The organism is Clostridium neonatale (assembly GCF_900465025.1).
Taxonomy (GTDB): Bacteria; Bacillota; Clostridia; order Clostridiales; family Clostridiaceae; genus Clostridium; species Clostridium neonatale.
The window spans coordinates 2,212,322-2,231,567 of the sequence record NZ_UICR01000001.1 but is presented as its reverse complement, the minus strand read 5'-3'; the positions used below and the strand labels follow the sequence as shown (position 1 = coordinate 2,231,567).

Here is a 19,246-nt window from a genome sequence, read left to right as displayed (position 1 = left end):
TACATAAACTAATTATAGCTTGTGTAAATATATTTCCATTTAACATTAATTTATCAATAACATCAAATTCATCATTCATAGCACATCCACAGCTTTTGCCAAAAGACTGTAATTATTTCATAGATTCCATAACGCTATCTACAAGTATATCCATATCTGTAATATTATCTTCTTTCATAGAAGATACAAGCGTAACTTTATCATCTAAAACAGTCATATCTCTCATTCCTTCTAAAAATTCACGCATTAAATTTCCAGACCTACATGCCCATGATCCATTTTCAATTATTGCAAAAGTTCTATTTTGAAGATTTAAAGCTTTCATATCCATAAGATAATTATGCATTGGTGGGTAAATACCAAGATTATATGTTACAGAAGCTAAAACAACATGACTAACTCTAAATGTCTCAGAAATTAAATTAGATACATGTGTACTTGAAACATCATACATAACTACATTTTTAATTCCCTTTTCTACAAACTTAGTAGCTAAAGACTCAACTGCACTCTCAGTATTACCATACATTGAAGCATAAACTATCATTACGCCTTTTTCTTCTGGTTCATATTTACTCCATTTATCATATTTATCAAGGAAATATCCAAGATTTGTTCTCCAAACTGGCCCATGTAATGGACAAATCATCTTAATGTCAATTCCACTTGCTTTCTTTAATAATGATTGAACATGAGGACCGTATTTACCAACAATGTTAGTATAATACCTTCTAGCATCATCAATCCAATCACGCTCAAAATCAACTTCATCATTAAATAGCTTTCCATCTAATGCTCCAAAAGATCCAAAGGCATCAGCTGAAAAAAGAACTCCATTTGTATTATCAAATGTAACCATAGCTTCTGGCCAATGTACCATTGGTGCAGCTATAAATGTTACTTCGTGCTTTCCAAAAGATTTTGTGTCACCTTCTGAAACTTCTTCAATCCTTCCGTCAATATTAAATCCAAATTGTCTCATTAGCATAAAAGATTTTTCAGTACTTATAATCTTAACATCCGGATAACGTAATATTATTTCTTCAATCGAAGCTCCATGATCAGGCTCCATATGATTTATTACTAAATAATCTAAATTTCTACCATTAAGAACAGCTTGTACATTCTCTAAAAATTGTCTTCCAATTGACCAATCAACAGTATCAAATAGTACAGTCTTCTCATCTAATAGTAAATATGAGTTATATGAAACACCTCTTGGAATTGGATGAATATTTTCAAAAAGAGCTAGACGCCTATCATTACCGCCTACCCAATAAAGGTCTTCGGTTACTTTCCTAACACAAAACATTACTTATTCCTCCTTTTTACTATAAAACATTTAAAATTTTTGCTACAAATATTAGACCTCTATAAAATTATCTTTTTCTTCACCACAATCTGGACATATCCATTCTTCTGGAAGATCTTTAAATAGAGTTCCACTAGCTATTTCATTTTCTACATCACCTACAGCTGGATCATATTCATATCCACAGCCATTACAAACATATCTCTTCCAATTAGGAGCTGTTTTTTTAGGGAGCTTTTTCTTCATTTTTTTCATAGGAGGAGCTTCCTTTTTAGGTTCTCCATTATCTAAAGAAGCTGTTAATATAGGCATTATCTCCATTATATCTCCAACAATACCATAATCCGCATTCTTAAAGATTGGAGCATTAGGATTATTATTAATAGCAACAATAGTTGTTGCTTCCTTTATTCCTTTTAAATGTTGACCGGCTCCTGATATTCCACAGGCAATATAAAGATTTCCATTAAACTTTTGTCCTGACATTCCAACATATCTATTTAAAGGTAAGTATTTTAAAGTCTCAGCAACAGGACGTGAAGAACCAATAGCTGCACCTGCCTGTATAGCTAGTGCTTTTGCAAGTTCCATATTTTTTTCTTCTCCAATTCCTTTTCCTACACTAACAACACGATCAGCCTTACTTATTGGAGTATTTATATCGATGCCAACAGTAAAATCATAACCATCTGTTTTTAGTGCTTCTACAAGGTTATAAACTTTTTCTTCTGCTGTCCCATCATTAAATATTATCTTCTTACGTGCACCAGTTAGTGGATCACGTGAAGTCTTTCTTTCTCTACTCTCATTTTTAGGCATCTTTCCAATTATATGAGAAGCAATTACAACTCTTTGAATTTCATTTGTTCCCTCGTAAATAGTACAAATTTTAGCATCACGATAGGCTCGTTCTACATCCATGCCTTTAAGATAGCCATTGCCACCAAAAATTTGTAGTGCATCGTTTACAACTTCTAAACAAATATCTGATGCATATTGTTTTGCCATAGCAGCTTCCATAGAATAAGGTTCATGATTTTCTTTAAGTTCAGCTGCACTATAAACTAATAATCTAGCAGCTCTTATCTTTGTTGCCATATCAGCTAGTTTAAAAGAAATTGCTTGTTGTTGACATATAGGTTTTCCAAACTGTATTCTCTCTTTTGAATATTCTAAAGCATTTTCATAAGCTCCCTGTGCTATTCCTAACGCTTGGGATGCAATACCAATACGTCCACCATCAAGAGTTTTCATTGCTATTTTAAATCCTTGTCCTTCTTCACCTAATAAGTTTTCTTTAGGTACTTTTACATTATTAAATATTAATTCTGCAGTTGAAGAAGAACGAATTCCCATCTTATCATAATGATCACCAAAGGTGAATCCTTCCCATCCTTTTTCAACTATAAAAGCACTTATTCCTTTAACTCCTATATCTGGTGTTGTTACAGCAAATACAACATATGTATCGGCTTTATCTGCATTAGTTATAAAGATCTTTCCACCATTTAAAATATAATAATCGCCTTCTAGTACTGCAGTTGTCTCTGTTCCACCAGCATCACTACCCGCATTTGGCTCAGTTAACCCAAAAGCAGCAAGCTTCTCTCCTTTTGCTAGAGGAATCAGATATTTTTGCTTTTGCTCTTCTGTTCCATATGCAAAAATTGGGTAAGTCCCCAATGAAACATGGGCAGATAAAATTACACCTGTACCACCATCTACTCTAGAAAGTTCTTCTACAGCAATGGCATAACTAAGTACATCTAAACCTGCCCCACCATATTCCTTAGGATAAGGTGTTCCTAACACACCCATTTTGCCCAGTTTTTCAATTGCTTCTGTTGGAAATCTATTTTCCTTGTCCAACAAAAACGCCTGTGGCTTTACCTCTGACTCTGCAAATTCTCTAATTCTAGCACGAAAATCTTCGTGTTGTTCTGTGGTCTTAAAAAACATAATCTTACCTCCTTTAATTTTGTTTTTAATTAGATTTTTATAACTTCTATTATTAAAAACTTATAATAAAATATATGCTAATGAAAAAACATATTTATTATAATAATATAAGTAAATAATTAAGGTTTCCTCTAATCATGAGGAACGCCGTAATTGTTTACATTATCTTTAATATCTTTTAACAATAATTATTATAAAACATAAAATATCATTTGTCAATAATTCCCGTAAATGAATTATATTTCATTAAAAATGTTTAAATATTCATATCAATATTTTTATGAGTCCTATGTTAGTAATAAAAACTACCTGAATTATTATAATAACTACTCACTTCAATTCCATATATTATTTTTCTTTTTTAATAAAATTACTATTAAAATAGAATTAATAATCATAATAGACACATTTAAATAAATTTATAAATAAAAAGCCCTGAAAATTCAGGACTTAATTTTTTAAAAAGTTCTTCTTAAAGATAAAATCTATTAAGAAGAACTTTTTAATCCAATATATTTAATTATGCTAAGGAAAATAAAAAACTATGCTCTTATTTATATTAAGAATTTTAATATAAATATAATTCCTATTATTACTGTAGTTATGCTAATTTCTTTTGCTTTTCCTGTAAATAACTTTAATACTATATATGAAACAACTCCAAATACAATACCATCAGATATGCTATAAGATAGAGGCATCATAATTATAGTTAAAAATGCTGGTATAGCTTCTGTAAAATCTGAAATATCTATTTCCTTTATTGGCTCAATCATAAATAATCCAACTAATACCAATGCAGAACAAGTAACTGCTGGCGTAATTGATGCAAATATTGGTGCAAAGAATAATGATAATACAAACATTACTGCAGTAGATACTGCGGTTAAACCTGTTCTTCCACCTTCTGCAACTCCTGATGCACTTTCAACAAATGTACTTACTGTACTAGTACCTACACATGCTCCAAATGTAGTTCCTACAGCATCTGCAAAAAGAGCTTTCTTTAAATTTGGAACTCTACCATCTTTATCTAACATCTTCGCCTTAGTCGCTACCCCAACTAAAGTTCCTATAGTATCAAACATGTCCATAAATAATAATGTAAATAAAACTATTACCATATCTAGAGAAAATATGTTATTCCACTGAAATTTTAATAAAATTGAGCTAATTGATGGTGGTGCACTTATAATACTAGTCGGAATCGGTGTAACTCCTAGAGGAATTCCTATTATCGCTGTAATAATCATTCCTATAAATAATGCACCTTTAATCTTTCTCACTAAAAGAATACCTGTGATTAGAATCCCTATAATTGCAAGTAATCCTGTTCCATTCGTTATATTTCCAAGAGTTAGTATTGTTGCACCATCTTCTGGATGAACTATAATACCAGCACCTTCAAGTCCTACTAGTGAAATAAATAATCCTATTCCTACTGAAATCGCTTTTTTAATATTTTCTGGTATTGAATCAACAATAGCTTCACGAACATCAAATAATGTTAATAAAATAAATATTATTCCTTCTAAAAATACTGCTGTTAAAGCAAATTCATACGAGTATCCCATCCCAAGAACTATTGTAAATGCAAAAAATGCATTTAGACCCATACCTGGGGCTTGAGCAAATGGTAATTTAGCATATATACCCATAATTAAAGTTGCAACTATTGCTGATAATGCCGTAGCTGTAAACACTGCACCTTTATCCATGCCTGTGGCTGATAATATAGATGGATTTACTATTAATATATACGCCATAGTCATAAAAGTAGTAATACCAGCTATAACTTCTGTTTTTAAATTTGTATTATTTTTCGTAAGTCCAAAATAATTATCTAGCTTTCCATCTTTTTTAAATAAATTTTTCATTTAATCACTCTTTCGTAAATCTTTTTTCTTCGCCCGAGTTATAATAATACATTTTACGATATTTTTCAACTTTTTATGAATATTAATAGCTTGTTTATAATTTATTTTCACTTTTTATACTTAAAAAAAACAATACAATACCCTTTATTTTAGAGTATTGTATTGCTTTAATCTAGATATAACTACTATCCAAGAAAAACTCTTCACAAGTTTCTATAATTCTAGGTTCTTTTTTAAATAAGAATTCACCCTTATTAATCCTCTTATCTTTGGATATGTATCTTGTCTTCTTTGAAGATATATATTTTCAGTTGGGCATGCTATAAAGTTTAATTTTGATTTTTTAAAGTCTTTCATAAGATTAAATGCATATGCGTTATTTGCTAAGCCAAATGAACATGTATGACTAGCTGTTGTTAAGTGTCCAATTTCTTCTATATAAGAAATTGCAGACAATTATTATTTTAGAATGTAAATCTAGAACTGAAACTAAATAACACAACTCTATATCTTTACTTTAAGCATTAGGGATTCATAAAATTATATGCCGCTCCTATTAGACCAGCATCATTTTCATGCTTACACTTTTCTAATTTACATTCTACAAAGTGCCACCAAGGAATTTCTCTTAATGCAATCTCAATCTGATAAATTAAATCTGCTCTAGCACTAACGCCCCCACCAATTAAAATCTTTTCTGGATTTAATATTGATGAAAGATTAAATACCATTCTAGCTATATTTCCATACCATTCATTAATAATATTTTTTACATTTTTATCTGTTTCAGCTTCTTTGAAAATTTCATCACCTAAGACTTCAACAGTATTGTCAAGATTTTTATATTCTTTATACATATCTATAAGGGCTGTTATCGAAGAATTTTTACTCAGTATTTGATGTCCTTCCTTGTCCTTAGTAATCATATAACAAAACTCTCCGCCTTTAAATTGCTTTCCTCTTATAAGATTATTATTTAAATAGATTCCGCCACCTATCCCAGTTCCTATAGTTATGCATATAAAATCTTCACATTCCGTAGCATTTCCATTAAATTTTTCAGCTAAAGCAACACAATTTGCATCATTTTCTATTCTAACTTCTAAATTAGTTCTAGAAGCTAATTCATCCTGCAATTTGTAATTTTCTATAAATCTTAGATAACTACATGCTACTGGTATCCCTTCTTTGTTATTAATAAAGCCTGGCATACTAATTGATACACCTAAAATATCGCTATTATCTTTATATAGATTTACTATATCACATAATTCATCAACAAAGTCTTCTGCACCACTTTTTACTGTTACTTTCTTATCCTTGCATAAAACTACACCTGCTTCATCTACAAGTCCATACTTTATAAAAGTACCGCCTATATCGATTGAAATTATCTTTTTCATATCTTCTTACTTCCCTTTAATAGTTTATCTCAACCATTTGATGACCATTTATCTTACCTAGTGTAAACTCTAAAGTTCCATCTACAATATTAAACTTAACCTCTTCATTTTGTGGAACTAATGTAACACTCTTAGGTAATTTATCTAGGTTTAACTTCATTTCTAAGTTGTATAGAGGTATTACATCTTCAATTACATCAATTCTTTGGCATCTTCTTTCAGGAATATAATGAAGTAGATGAAGAACATATCTATTTTTATTTTCTTGCTCATTTAATGTACTTATTATAGTGCTAGGTCCATTATGATTAACTAATCTATTTTCTAATAATATATCTATTGCATTAATAAATAGCTTCTTACACCAAATAGATCCATATTGGTGATATTGGGAGAATATCTTATGAGCAAAATATATTGAATTATTTCCCTTTACAATAGCTGGCCCATATATTTTCCCACTACTTGGTGCATGTTGGTGTGAGCAAAAATGTTCTGGTGTTCTGTTGAAGTAAGGTTCTATTGAATTGCATAATACTCTTTCACCTTCTTCAACAGAAATCTTCGCTGAATCTTCATACATAACATATTCTGTGTTATATAAATCTTTAGATAGTTCACCTTCTGGTATTACAAATGTTGGAGTAAATTCTCCTTTACCTTCATAGTTTACTTTTAAAGATGGTATATTAAACTTAGTTTTCTCTTCATTTAATCCACCTTCGTATACAGCTATTATTTTGCCACCATTTTGGATAAATTTCTCTATCTTATTCTTAAACTCATCATTTACCATTACCCTCTCTTCTGGTAATACTAATAATTTATATTTAGTAAAATCCATAGAACTATCAATAATATCAAATTGAAGTGATGCTTCTTGTAACATTCTAGTTGCTCCAGTTATTGACGGTTTTAAACCAAATGGCTCTTTTGAATTATAGTCTATAAATTCTTCTGGAGTAAATACTGCTATCTCACAAACAGCTTTTGCATCTTCACACCAAGGTTCTTTTGCTTCAACTTCACTATAAACCTTACCGATTAAATCATAAACTTCCTTAGATATTTTTCCACTAGGATCTAATTGATCTCCAATAGAGCATTTTGTATTTTGAGCTAACATATGAAAACATTCATATTGAAGTGCAGCTAAATTTTTAAATGAGTGGAAATCCCCCCAATAAGTATGGAATTTTCCTGTCATTCCCAAGCAGTCCTTCCCTAAATTTCTAGCATATCTAACTGTTGTAGGAAAATGCATATATCCCCATCCACCACTTGGTAATGATTCAATTTCAATATGACTATAGTTATCTAGTGAATCTTTAAGTTGTGGACTTATATGTGAACCATTATAGAATATAGTTACATTTGGATTTATATCTTTAATAAATTGGCTCATTTCAGTTTTAAATTCAGTAAGCATCTTTTCAGAGAACTTTAACCTTTCTCCCCTTATTGTATAATCAATTCCCTGCTCTTCCATACTTTTTTTACAGTTTTCACAAGCACAAGGAACTACCATAACTATATCAAAGAATAATCCATCACACTCTGGAAACATTTCTAATATTTCTCTTACATGATTCTTTAAAAATGTTCTATATTCACTATTTACACATAAAAAGTCATAAAAGCCCGGCTTTCCACCTTCACCTTTTATTGTCTTACCATCTATATCCTTAGACACCCATTCTGGATGTTCATCACAAGTAAACTTATCCCATTGAACAGGTAAATATATTGGTGCTTTGATTCCCCTTTCATGGCAAGCTTCTATTTGTTCTTTTAACAAACTTTTATTAGCTAGATTAGGATGAATTCTTTCTTTATTAATTTTTGAATCATAATATAAATACCCGTGATGACATCTAGCAAAGCAAGTTATAGAATTAACTCTAGCTTTTTCTAATACTTCCCCAAATTCTTCTTTGTTAAAATCTTTTCCTATACCTTCTATTAATTGACTTGTATGAAAATCTAAATGTATTTGTCTACTTCTTGTCTTATATCCCATAATAACTCTCCTCTAAACTTAAAATTATAATAATTTAACCTTTAACAGCTCCCGCTGTAATACCTTTTTCAACATGCTTTTGACATAGTACATATATAATTACTATTGGAATTATAAACATACATATAGCTGCAAATATTGCACCTTTGTCTGATGAATATCTTCCATTCAAGCTCATAAGTGCTACTGAAATAGTATACTTTGTTTTATCAGTTAAGAACATAAGTCCAAATATGAACTCATTATATACTGATAAGAATGTGAATACTGATATTGTAGCTGCTGCTGGTTTAGCAAGTGGTAATAATATGCCAAATACTAATCTTAAACGTCCACATCCATCTATTATTGCTGCTTCATCTATTTCCTTACTTATTCCTCTCATATATCCAGACATCATAAAGATTGCAAATGGCAATTGGAATGTTGCATATAAGAATATGAGCGGTGTTAAGTGATTTTTAAATCCATACCTATTAATAATATCGGCAATTGGAATTATAGTTGTATGCATTGGAATAGTTAATCCTATTACAAAGTATGTTAAAACTAAATTCCTAAATTTAAATCCTGTTCTTGTTATTACATAAGCAACTAAAGTAGCAAGTATTACTACTAATATAGTTGTTGATATGGCTAAGAAAAATGAGTTGAATATGGCAGTTACAATATTAGCTTTACTCAGTGCAGTTTCATAATTAAAAAAACTCATAGTCTTTGGAAGTGAAAATGCATTTCCATATATATCATTAGTACTTTTAAATGATGACATTACTGTGAATATTAATGGAGCAACACTAAATATAGTCCATATTATTGCACAAACGTACATACAATATTTTAAAATTTTACTTTCCTTATTTTGTAACATTTTGTTCCCCCCTAATTATCATCATTTTCTTTAAAGGCTTTATTTAATATTAATGTACAAATTATTGATGCAACCAATATTAATATACCAATTGAACTACCATATCCAAAATTATTATATTTAAATGCTTGCTCATATAATAATGTTACTGGAACGTCTGTAGCTCCCCCTGGTCCACCACCTGTCATAATATAAATGATGTCAAAAACTTTAAATGATCCTACAACAGCTAATACTGAAAAAATTTTAAAACTCTCCTTCATTAAAGGTAATACTATGTGTATTTGTTCCTTAAATCCATTAGCGCCATCAATTTTAGCTGCTTCTATTAAGTCATCTGGTATATTAGTTAATCCAGCTACAAAAATAAGCATATTATACCCAATAAATACCCATGCATTTACTAATGCAACCGTTAAAATTGCAATCTTTGGATTACCTAACCAGTCTTGCTGAGATGCTCCCATTCCTATTTTCATTAACAAGGCATTTAAAGCACCACCTGATTTATATAAAATCAATGTCCACATTAAACCTGTTGCTGCTGTTGGTATTATTGAAGGTAGGAAATATACTGTCTTGAAAAATCTTTTTCCATTAATATATTTACTACTAACTAACAGTGCTAAAAGATATGCAAATGGCATTATTATAACAAAACTTATCAGCATAAAAACCCCTACATTTTTTAATGCACTATAAAATGATGGATCCTTAAATATGTTAATAAAATTTCTTAACCCTACGAATTTTTTATCGATAGCAGGTATACCATTCCATTTTACAAATGATAAATATAATGACTTTACTACTGAAGATGTATAAAAGAAAGTATATATAGCAATGGCAGGAAGAATAAATAATGTACATATAATATTTTCTTTTAAAGCCCTCTTAAATTTAGATTTTTTCAGCATAGTATTAAATGTTGGTGTACTACTATGATTATGTTCTACTTCTTCTATAACAGTATTTTTCATTTTCTCTCTTACCTCCTTGATTCATTATTTTTCTCCATAATAAGGTCGTAAAATTTTACAACCCTATTATGGATCATAAACTTATTCCATATCAGCTACTTTTTGAATTCTAGTCAAAGTATCATCAACGCTAGTTCCAGCAAACATCCCTTGTATAGCATCTCTTATTTCTTCTCTTAATTGTGGATTCTTAGCATAATCCCCTGGCTCCAACTTTGTCTCTTTAACATCTACAAAAGCTTCCTTAAATTCTTTAGCTATTGGTGTAATGTCATCAATTTGTTCCATTGTAGTTACTGGGAATATTCCACCCTTAGATATTTTTTGCGATTCATTATATGCTTCTGCATCAGTTAAATACTTTAATAGTTTTATTGAAGCTTCTAATCTTTCTTCTCCATTATTAGCAGCTAAACTAAATCCTTCTGAAGTACCTGAATGCCAATTATTTTTATTTTCAGCATACTTTTCAAAGTAAGGGAATGGAACAAATCCAAATCTTTCTGGATTTTCAGAATCATTAATTTGATTCATAAACCATGAACCATTTAAGTGCATTGGAGTATCACCATTTAAGAACAAAGATTGTTCACCAACTGAATCTAATGTTGTAATATTCTCACCTAAGTAACCTTTTTTTTGCCAATCAGACATTAATTCGAATACTTCTTTCATAGCTGTATCGTTCCACTTAGTTTTTCCATCAATAATAGATTTTGTATAATCAAAATCTTCTCTCTTTAATATTAAATTTGCTAAAAGATGTGCTCCTCTAAAGTTATCTTTATCACCTAAAGTAAATGGTGTGATTCCTTTTGCCATAAAAGCATCACATACTTTTTCAAACTCTTCTATTGTTGTAGGCGGATTTAAACCGTTTTCTTTAAATAGATCTTTGTTATAATAAAGTCCTGTTGCAAAACTTGACATAGGAACACCATAAAATCCCTCTATACCATCAAACTTCCATGAATCAAGCATGCTTGGAATATATTTATCACTCCATGCACTATCTTCCGATGCAACTTTACTTAAATCATAAAATAATCCACTCTCAACATAATCTTTAAATTGTGTTCCTCCATAGTTTACTAAAACATCTGGAACATCTCCTGTTGCAACAGATGTTTTAAACATATTGTTATATGTTGCTTCATCACCAATAGCTTCATGTTCAATTTTAATATTAGGATTTTCCTCCATAAACTTCTCTATCCTACCATTAACAACTCTATCATCTGCTCCTTGGTCGCTACTATATCTTGATAGTACCTTTATAGTTACAACATTTTCGCCTTTGCTAGTTGTGTTAGAACTATTACCTCCACAACCAATTAATGAAGTCATAGTCATTGCAGCTAAAACTAAGCCTATAATTTTTTTTTTCATAAAACCCTCTCCCTATCTTTTATTTATGATAGTTTTATGTTAACATTTACACTAAAGGAATTGAATGTATTTTCTTTGATTCGTATTGTATTATTTTTAGAATTTATTTGGAGGTGTTTTATGAAAACTAACCTTTTAAAATTTAAATCTATAAAAGATAAAGTATTCTATTTTTCATTCTTAGTAACTTTATCAATAATACTGCTACTTATTTTTATATCCTACTTTATTTCATACAACACTATAAAGAATAACTCTATATCTAGGGAATTAGATACATTAGAGATAATAGGAAACCAAGCTGAATTAGTTTTAAATTCTGCTCAATTAAGTTCAACTGGAATTATTATCGATTCAGATGTTCAGAATACTTTAACTAATAGTAGTATAAATAATATTCAACCTAGCAAAGCAGACGTATTAAAAATTCAAAGAGCCATAGATAATAGCATGTATAAAGACTCAGTTATATCTGGAATCATACTCCACACTACAACCGACTTTACATTTAAAACAAATAGTAAGCTTATTAGTTTGTCTAATTACAATATGGAATTTAATAAATGGTATGGTGCAATTTCAGATACAGTAGGAAATCCTTATTTTTATACAACAAGACAAATATTTAATATGAATACTGGCAAATTAATTGGATACTTAGAAGTATTTATTGATGAATCTACTTTATCTACAAACTATACAAACAGCAAATACACTAAATTTACTGATTTCTTTATTATTAATCCCAAAGGAGTTATAATTTCATCTTCTAATCAAGGTGAAATTTCTAATAATATTTTTAAATTAAGAAAAAACTTAAAATTAGCTACTGCAAGAGATCCTGTAAAAATAATAAATAATAGGAAAGAAGATAAATTAACTCTTATGCTGTACAACAACAAATTGAACTGGAACATAGTTGCTGATATCTATTTAAAAGATTTAATTAAAAATAAAAAAACACTTATTTTATCCTTGATTATTTTATCATTAATAGGTTTATTATGTTCTTATGTTCTTTCTAAGTCTATTTCAAAATCCATTATAAAGCCAATTACCAATTTATCTTTAGCTATAAATCAAATTGAAAAAGGTAATTGGGCAGCAGAAATAGATATTTTATCTGATGATGAAATAGGATTACTTTCAAAAAAATTTAATAATCTTATAGTCTATATAAAAAATTTATTAGACAAAATAACTATTGAACAAAATAAGAAGAAAGAATTTGAATTTCAATTAATTCAGTTACAAATAAAGCCCCATTTTTTATATAATTCATTAGAAAATATTTCTGCTTTAATTGAACTTGACATGAATGATGAAGCTGTAGACATAATCTCAAATCTTTCTACCTTCTACAGAGGTGCATTAAGCAAAGGAAACAATATTATTTCAATTAGGGATGAGATTTCCTTAACAGAAAGCTATTTGAAAATTATGAAGCTAAGATATTATAATATTTTTGATTATGACATTATATGTGATTCTAATCTGGAACACTTCTCTTGTCCTAAACTTTTAATTCAACCGTTAGTAGAAAATGCTATTTATCATGGCCTAAAAAATTATGATGATAAAGGCAAAGTAATAGTTGCTATTGAATACTTTAATGATGAACTAAAAATAACTATAGAAGATACTGGTATAGGAATGACAGAAGATGAATTAAAAAAAGTAATTAACGGTAATATCTCCTCTTCTGCAAAAGGTGGATTTGCCGTAAAAAATACTATAGAACGTTTAAAATTGGTTTATCATAATAACTGTATTTTCAATATTAAAAGCCAAAAAAATAAAGGAACTACTATTACTCTAGTAATACCTGCAATAAGAAAGGATTTATACAGAGATGAATATACTTTTAGTTGATGATGAATATCTTATTAGAGCAAAAATTTTGAAATATTTGAAAGATAGTACCTTTTCATTTAACAATATTTTTCAAGCTTCTGATGGATTTGAGGCCTTAGAACTTATTAGAAATAATTCAATTGATATAGCAATAATTGATATACAAATGCCGAAATTAACAGGGATTGAACTTTTGCAAAATTTGAGAGCTGAATCCTATCAAACTAACGTAATATTTCTTACATGTTTTGAAAAATTCGAATATGCTAGACAAGCCATTAAATATAATATTGTAGATTACTTACTTAAACCAGTAAAGAAATCAGACCTTTATAGTTCCATAGAAAAATGTATATCTTTAATTGAAAAATCAGCTCAAAATCTAGCAGCCTTACATGAATTAGATGAAAAGTCAAAATATCAATACATAGTAGATTTACTTTATAATGACTTAGATAAAAAAGATTCTCTCCTTAACATTAAGGAAGATAACTTTATTTTTATATCAGTAGAATTGTCAAAAGAAGATTATATAAATAATTTATATAACTTTTTAGATGATAATTTTAAATCTTATGATGTTATATATGGTCTTTCTAAAAAAAACAAGATATTACTTATTAATTGCATATATTCCGATGAGATAAAAAGTAAACTTAACTATCTAATTAAAAATAAAATATTATCTTATTGTTATTTTAATAAAAGCTGTACAGATATAAAAAACTTGAAGGATTCCTTTCTTGAATGTATTACATTATTTCCTTCTAAAATTTTTTATAACGAGTTTTCAATATTCACTTTTAATGATATTAAATATAAAACTTACACACTTCCTAAAAGTCTTAAGCTTGACTTTCAGCTATTAATACGCTCTAATACAAAAACCACTTTAACAAATAAGTTTGAGTTTTATTTAAATGAAGTAAGTAGAATTAAAGATGTACATGCTCTTAAATCACTAGTAACTTATTTTTTATCTGCTATGGAAGATGTCTTTCTAGAAGGTAATGGCGAATATTTCTCTTTAATAAATATTGATCTAGTAAATAATCTATTATATGCAAGCAAAGATTTAAATTATATTAAAGATTATTGTTATACTTGCTATGAGCGATTAACTAACGAGCAATCTAAGATTAAAAACACTAAAAATTCTATTTCATCAAATACTATAATAAAAGTCAAGGATTATATAGATAAAAACTATTATTCTGAGGATATAAATTTAGATTTTTTATCAGCTCAGTTTTATATTAATAGTTGTCATTTAAGTTCTACATTCAAAAAAATTACAGGTGAAAGCTTAGTTGAATATACAACAAAAAAACGCATTAGTGAAGCTAAATCCCTACTTAAAAATGATGACATAAAGCTTTCAGAAGTAGCTGAAAAGGTTGGGTATAAAGATTACTACTACTTCAGTAAGTTATTTAAAAAGTATGTAGGTGTATCGCCACTTAAATATAAAAATAAAAAATTTTCAGTTCTATAAAAAAATCGCCAAGGCGACTATGATATAATCATCTATAAAATATAAATCCAATAGAATACAGTAACTTAAATTCAAGAAAATCCTTTAGCCGTCGATTTTTTTCAGCGCATTCTAGATTTTCTGAGCTTGCCGAAGAAAAGGCCAGGCGCATATAATTTATTTTTTATTCTTTAGGAACTATTCATTATTCTATTGCAATATTTTTAAAATGACTTATTCACAGATTATCCGAGAATATAATTTCCTAAAGAATAAAAAATATCCCAGCAAAGTAATTACTAAACTTTACTGGGATTTAATTTATTTATTATCTTTAATTTTCATATTTTATTCTTGTAGCATTGATAACGGAGTTATAACCATTATAGCCATCAGTTTAAAGAAATTCATTGAAATCACTAAAGAAACTTCTACTATTTGCATAAATCTATTATGGCTTGTGTAAATATCTTTCCACTTAACATCAATTCATCAATAACAGCAAATTCATCATTTCCATGCATGTTGTTGTCAGTTCCAGGCATTGAGCATCCAAAAGCTACACCATTTTTAAGATGATGTACATAAGTACCTCCACCTATGGCTAAACATTCACCCTTTTGTCCACTATATTCTTCATAACATTTTAATAATGTACGCACAAAATCAGAATCACAGCTTACGTGATGTGATGGATTTAATTTTTTATCTTCTAATGCTATGTTTAAATCTTTCATGTTCTTTCTTAATACTTCAGTTAAATTTTCATCAGTTGCACAAATAGGTGCTCTTGAATCAAAAGTTCCTTTTAAGCTTGTTAAATTATATTCAAAAATAGTAAATGCAATACTTAAACTTCCGCTTAATTCATCACTCATAACAATCCCACAACCTTTCCCAATAAAATCATTATGAGGGAATAATTTATTTACGCTACATAGCCTATCAAATCCTTCACTTTTTGCACATGGCATTGAGCATAATAATTCAATTATAGCTGTTATTGCATTATCTCCATTTTCAGGTGTTGAAGCATGAGCTCCTTTACCCTTAGCGTTAATTGTAATTAAAGAATCATCTTCACTTACAGTAAACTTAACATTTGTCTTTTCTTCTTCCTTTTTACATAGTTCTTTAACAATCTCTAAATCAAATCCTTCAACTACAGCTGTGGCTTTATCAGGAACAACATTAGCCTTTACTCCTCCATTAATTGATATAATTCTTGGAAGTGCTTTATCTTCAACATATTCACTTGTAAATTCTGCAGCTAACTGTCCCTTTTCAATATTTATAAGTGGAAATTCAGCATCTGGTGAAAATGTCATTGGAGCTTCTTTTTCTAATTTATAATAATGCTCAATGTCTGAACTTCCACATTCTTCATCAGTACCTAAAATTAATCTTACATTTTTACTTAAAGGAATATTTAAATCCTTAACTGCTTTTAATGCATATAAAGCAACTATAGCAGGACCTTTATCATCTGATGTTCCTCTTCCATATATTTTCCCATCCTTTATTATTGGCTCATAAGGCTTAGTTACAGTCCATTCATCACCTGCTGGGACAACGTCTAAATGAGCTAATATATCAAGACCTTTTTCATTATCATTAAAATCAACAGTTCCTACGTAATTATCATAATTTTTAGTCTTAAATCCCATACTTTCTGCAAGCCTTAATGCTGCTTCAAGTGCCTTTGCAGGGCCTTCACCATAAGGCATATTTTCTTTTGCTTCTCCTCTGTCACTCTTTATCCTTACTATATTACATATATCATTAAGCATCTCATCTTTATTATTTTCAAAATACTCTTCAATTTGTTTCTTATACATTTTTATTACCTTCTTCCTTACATTTAATTATTAATATTATGTACATTTATAGTATAACTCAAATTGTTGTATTTTTAACATTTTTATTGAAATATATATATTCTAAAAAAGTTTGTTCATGAAAATATAGTATCTTCATCTGTCACCTTAAATATTTGTCCAGCACAATTTTATCCTTGTTTACAACATATGCACTTCCGCCTCTATCTTTTACATCCTCTACCATGCTAACTATTAATATTGGCTTTTGTGCATTTTTGTCTGAGGTAGATACTGCAAACCAGCCGAGCTCTGTACCGTTTTTATCATCTTGTGATGTTTTTATTTCAGCTGTACCAGTCTTACCAAAAAGCGAAATATCATCTCTATATGCTCCATATCCAGTTCCATGAGGATCATTTACTACCTTTTTTAGACCTTTCATAACTTCATTTGTAACATCACTTGAAAATGCATTTGGAATCCATATATCTGCTTTTGCATCTTGCTTATAAAGCAAATAAGGCTTTATCACATTTCCTTCATTATTAAATGATGTATACAAACTAGCGAGATGTAATGGATTTATGAGTACTTGTCCTTGCCCATATCCACTATCTGCCAACTGTATCTCTGTTTCAATTTTATCTGTATTAGAATATTGTGACTTTTCCATAGTAATTTCAAATGGTAATTGTTCATTAAAGCCTAACTTATCTAAAGATTTCTTTAAATCTTCTGCACCGATTTTTAATGCTGCCTTTGCAAAATAAATATTATCTGAATAAATAAGTGCATTTTCTAAGTTTACTGGAGAATATTCATGAAGAGTAGTCACATAATAATTCCCCCACGATTTATCTTTCTGCCAGCTTAGTCCTTCATCTCCATAATCCTCATTAGGATTAATTGCTCCTGTACTTAGACCAATTTCAGCAATAATTGATTTAAAAGAGGAACCTGGAGCCCATTTTTGCCTGAAGCGATTATATAAAGGTTTATTTTCATCTTCATTTAATGAATTCCACTTCTCTTCTGACATTCCCATAATAAAATCATTATTATCATATGATGGAGTACTAACTAGTGCGAGCACTTCTCCTGTATATGGATTCATTGCTACTGAAGAGCTTTTATCATCTTTAAATTGTTCATATAAATCAAGTTGAAGAGATGAATCTATTGTAAGCTTAATATCTTTTCCATCTTCTTTTGCAATGCTTGCTAATACTTTCTTTTCATTTCCAAATTCATTTACAATACTTACTTTAATTCCATCCTGTCCCTTCAAATCTTTTTCATAAAGCCCTTCCATTCCACTTTTCCCAATTACACTATCTGAACTATATCCTTCCCCTTCATGTTGCTCTAGATCTTCCGCTGTTACACTTTGAACATATCCTACAAGATGTGCTGCAGCTTCTTTTAATGGGTATTCTCTTCTATCAACATCCGAAATCATTACTCCTGGTATAGAAAGGAGTTTGTCCTCTGTTTCATCTTGTGTTTCCACATTAGTTTCTCCATTTATTAAACTCGATTCACTAACTTTAGGAATAGTCTTAATTGGAACAAAGGAATTACCTTTCACCCATCCTGCACTTAATTTTTTATCTATTGTTTCTCTTTCTATCCCTAGTAGTTCAGCTATTTTGTTAAGTGAATCACTCTTGTCTGAAAGTTTTTCAGGAACAATACCAACAGAGGAAGCTGCTCCTTTTCCTGCAAGTAACTGTCCATTTCTATCCAATATTTGTCCGCGCTGAGCTTTATCTCTAGATACTTTAACCTTATCATTTTCTCCTAGGTCAGGAAATATAAGATTATCACTCCACATGAGGCCATATCCTTTATCTTGTTTTAAAAATAAAGCTTTATTATCAAAACTTACTTTTCCAGCAACAGTATCAAATGATGTAGAATATGAAACTGTTATTGTGTTATCTTTATTATTAACTGTATCCTTTACATTTACTTTAATATTGTGAGCTTCAATGCCTTCATAAATTTTAGAATTTCTGGCTATGTAATCTTCTTTGCTAATCTTAGTTGTACTTTCCTTGCTTAACACTCCATACATATCTTCATATTTTTTCTGTTCAATATTATTCATATATTGCACTAATAATTCTTCAGGTTTCGCATATTTAGGTAATTTAAAAAATATTATAAATGCAAACACTGCTGATAAGCTAAAAGCCACTATTCCTAATATCAACATTAATCGAAACAATGGTTTTCCATCATTTCTTCTACTTCTTCTCATACACTACCTCACTTTCATTTTAGT

13 protein-coding genes are annotated in these 19,246 nt (G+C 29.3%); 2 read left to right on the top strand and 11 right to left on the bottom strand.

Annotated features, from left to right (window positions below):
- Positions 1–112 precede the first annotated feature (112 nt).
- From CNEONATNEC86_RS10320 to CNEONATNEC86_RS10280, 9 genes are all read right to left on the bottom strand, one after another.
- The gene (locus CNEONATNEC86_RS10320; protein WP_058295389.1) at positions 113–1,312 is read right to left on the bottom strand and encodes an FprA family A-type flavoprotein; all 1,200 of its coding nucleotides are present in this window, start codon (positions 1,310–1,312) and stop codon (positions 113–115) included.
- A gap of 51 nt (positions 1,313–1,363) precedes the next feature.
- Positions 1,364–3,271 carry an acyl-CoA dehydrogenase family protein gene (locus CNEONATNEC86_RS10315; RefSeq protein WP_159135951.1) on the bottom strand — a complete coding sequence of 636 codons (1,908 nt, stop codon included), beginning with the start codon at positions 3,269–3,271 and terminating at the stop codon, positions 1,364–1,366.
- A 554-nt stretch (positions 3,272–3,825) separates the two neighbouring features.
- Positions 3,826–5,148, bottom strand: a complete 1,323-nt coding sequence (locus tag CNEONATNEC86_RS10310; protein WP_125149746.1) for an NCS2 family permease — start codon at positions 5,146–5,148, stop codon at positions 3,826–3,828.
- Between the two features lie 213 nt (positions 5,149–5,361).
- Complete coding sequence (locus tag CNEONATNEC86_RS10305) at positions 5,362–5,604, bottom strand: hypothetical protein (RefSeq protein WP_159135950.1); 243 nt, start codon at positions 5,602–5,604, stop codon at positions 5,362–5,364.
- A 68-nt stretch (positions 5,605–5,672) separates the two neighbouring features.
- Positions 5,673–6,551 (bottom strand): ROK family protein, encoded by an 879-nt coding sequence (locus tag CNEONATNEC86_RS10300; RefSeq protein WP_159116201.1) that lies wholly within the window; start codon positions 6,549–6,551, stop codon positions 5,673–5,675.
- Positions 6,552–6,567: 16 nt separating this feature from the next.
- A complete protein-coding gene (locus tag CNEONATNEC86_RS10295; protein WP_058295393.1) occupies positions 6,568–8,571 on the bottom strand; it encodes a beta-galactosidase trimerization domain-containing protein in 2,004 nt (667 codons plus the stop codon).
- 34 nt (positions 8,572–8,605) lie between these two features.
- Positions 8,606–9,442: a carbohydrate ABC transporter permease gene (locus CNEONATNEC86_RS10290; RefSeq protein ID WP_058295394.1), complete on the bottom strand. Its 837-nt coding sequence runs from the start codon at positions 9,440–9,442 to the stop codon at positions 8,606–8,608.
- An 11-nt stretch (positions 9,443–9,453) separates the two neighbouring features.
- Positions 9,454–10,422 carry a carbohydrate ABC transporter permease gene (locus tag CNEONATNEC86_RS10285; RefSeq protein WP_200847555.1) on the bottom strand — a complete coding sequence of 323 codons (969 nt, stop codon included), beginning with the start codon at positions 10,420–10,422 and terminating at the stop codon, positions 9,454–9,456.
- An 81-nt stretch (positions 10,423–10,503) separates the two neighbouring features.
- Positions 10,504–11,811, bottom strand: coding sequence for an ABC transporter substrate-binding protein (locus CNEONATNEC86_RS10280; RefSeq protein WP_159116199.1), 1,308 nt, complete (start codon positions 11,809–11,811; stop codon positions 10,504–10,506).
- Positions 11,812–11,931: 120 nt separating this feature from the next.
- On the opposite strand from CNEONATNEC86_RS10280, the gene CNEONATNEC86_RS10275 reads away from it, so the two are divergent.
- Together CNEONATNEC86_RS10275 and CNEONATNEC86_RS10270 are read left to right on the top strand one after the other, a co-directional pair.
- Positions 11,932–13,683, top strand: a complete 1,752-nt coding sequence (locus tag CNEONATNEC86_RS10275) for a sensor histidine kinase (RefSeq protein ID WP_159135949.1) — start codon at positions 11,932–11,934, stop codon at positions 13,681–13,683.
- Positions 13,664–15,160: a response regulator transcription factor gene (locus CNEONATNEC86_RS10270; protein ID WP_125149751.1), complete on the top strand. Its 1,497-nt coding sequence runs from the start codon at positions 13,664–13,666 to the stop codon at positions 15,158–15,160. The genes CNEONATNEC86_RS10275 and CNEONATNEC86_RS10270 overlap by 20 nt, the downstream gene beginning before the upstream one ends.
- 413 nt (positions 15,161–15,573) lie before the next feature.
- On the opposite strand, the gene pepV is transcribed toward CNEONATNEC86_RS10270, so the two are convergent.
- Together pepV and CNEONATNEC86_RS10260 are read right to left on the bottom strand one after the other, a co-directional pair.
- Positions 15,574–16,977 carry a dipeptidase PepV gene (gene pepV, locus CNEONATNEC86_RS10265; RefSeq protein ID WP_125149752.1) on the bottom strand — a complete coding sequence of 468 codons (1,404 nt, stop codon included), beginning with the start codon at positions 16,975–16,977 and terminating at the stop codon, positions 15,574–15,576.
- A 142-nt stretch (positions 16,978–17,119) separates the two neighbouring features.
- Positions 17,120–19,222: a penicillin-binding transpeptidase domain-containing protein gene (locus tag CNEONATNEC86_RS10260; protein WP_159135948.1), complete on the bottom strand. Its 2,103-nt coding sequence runs from the start codon at positions 19,220–19,222 to the stop codon at positions 17,120–17,122.
- Positions 19,223–19,246: the final 24 nt, after the last annotated feature.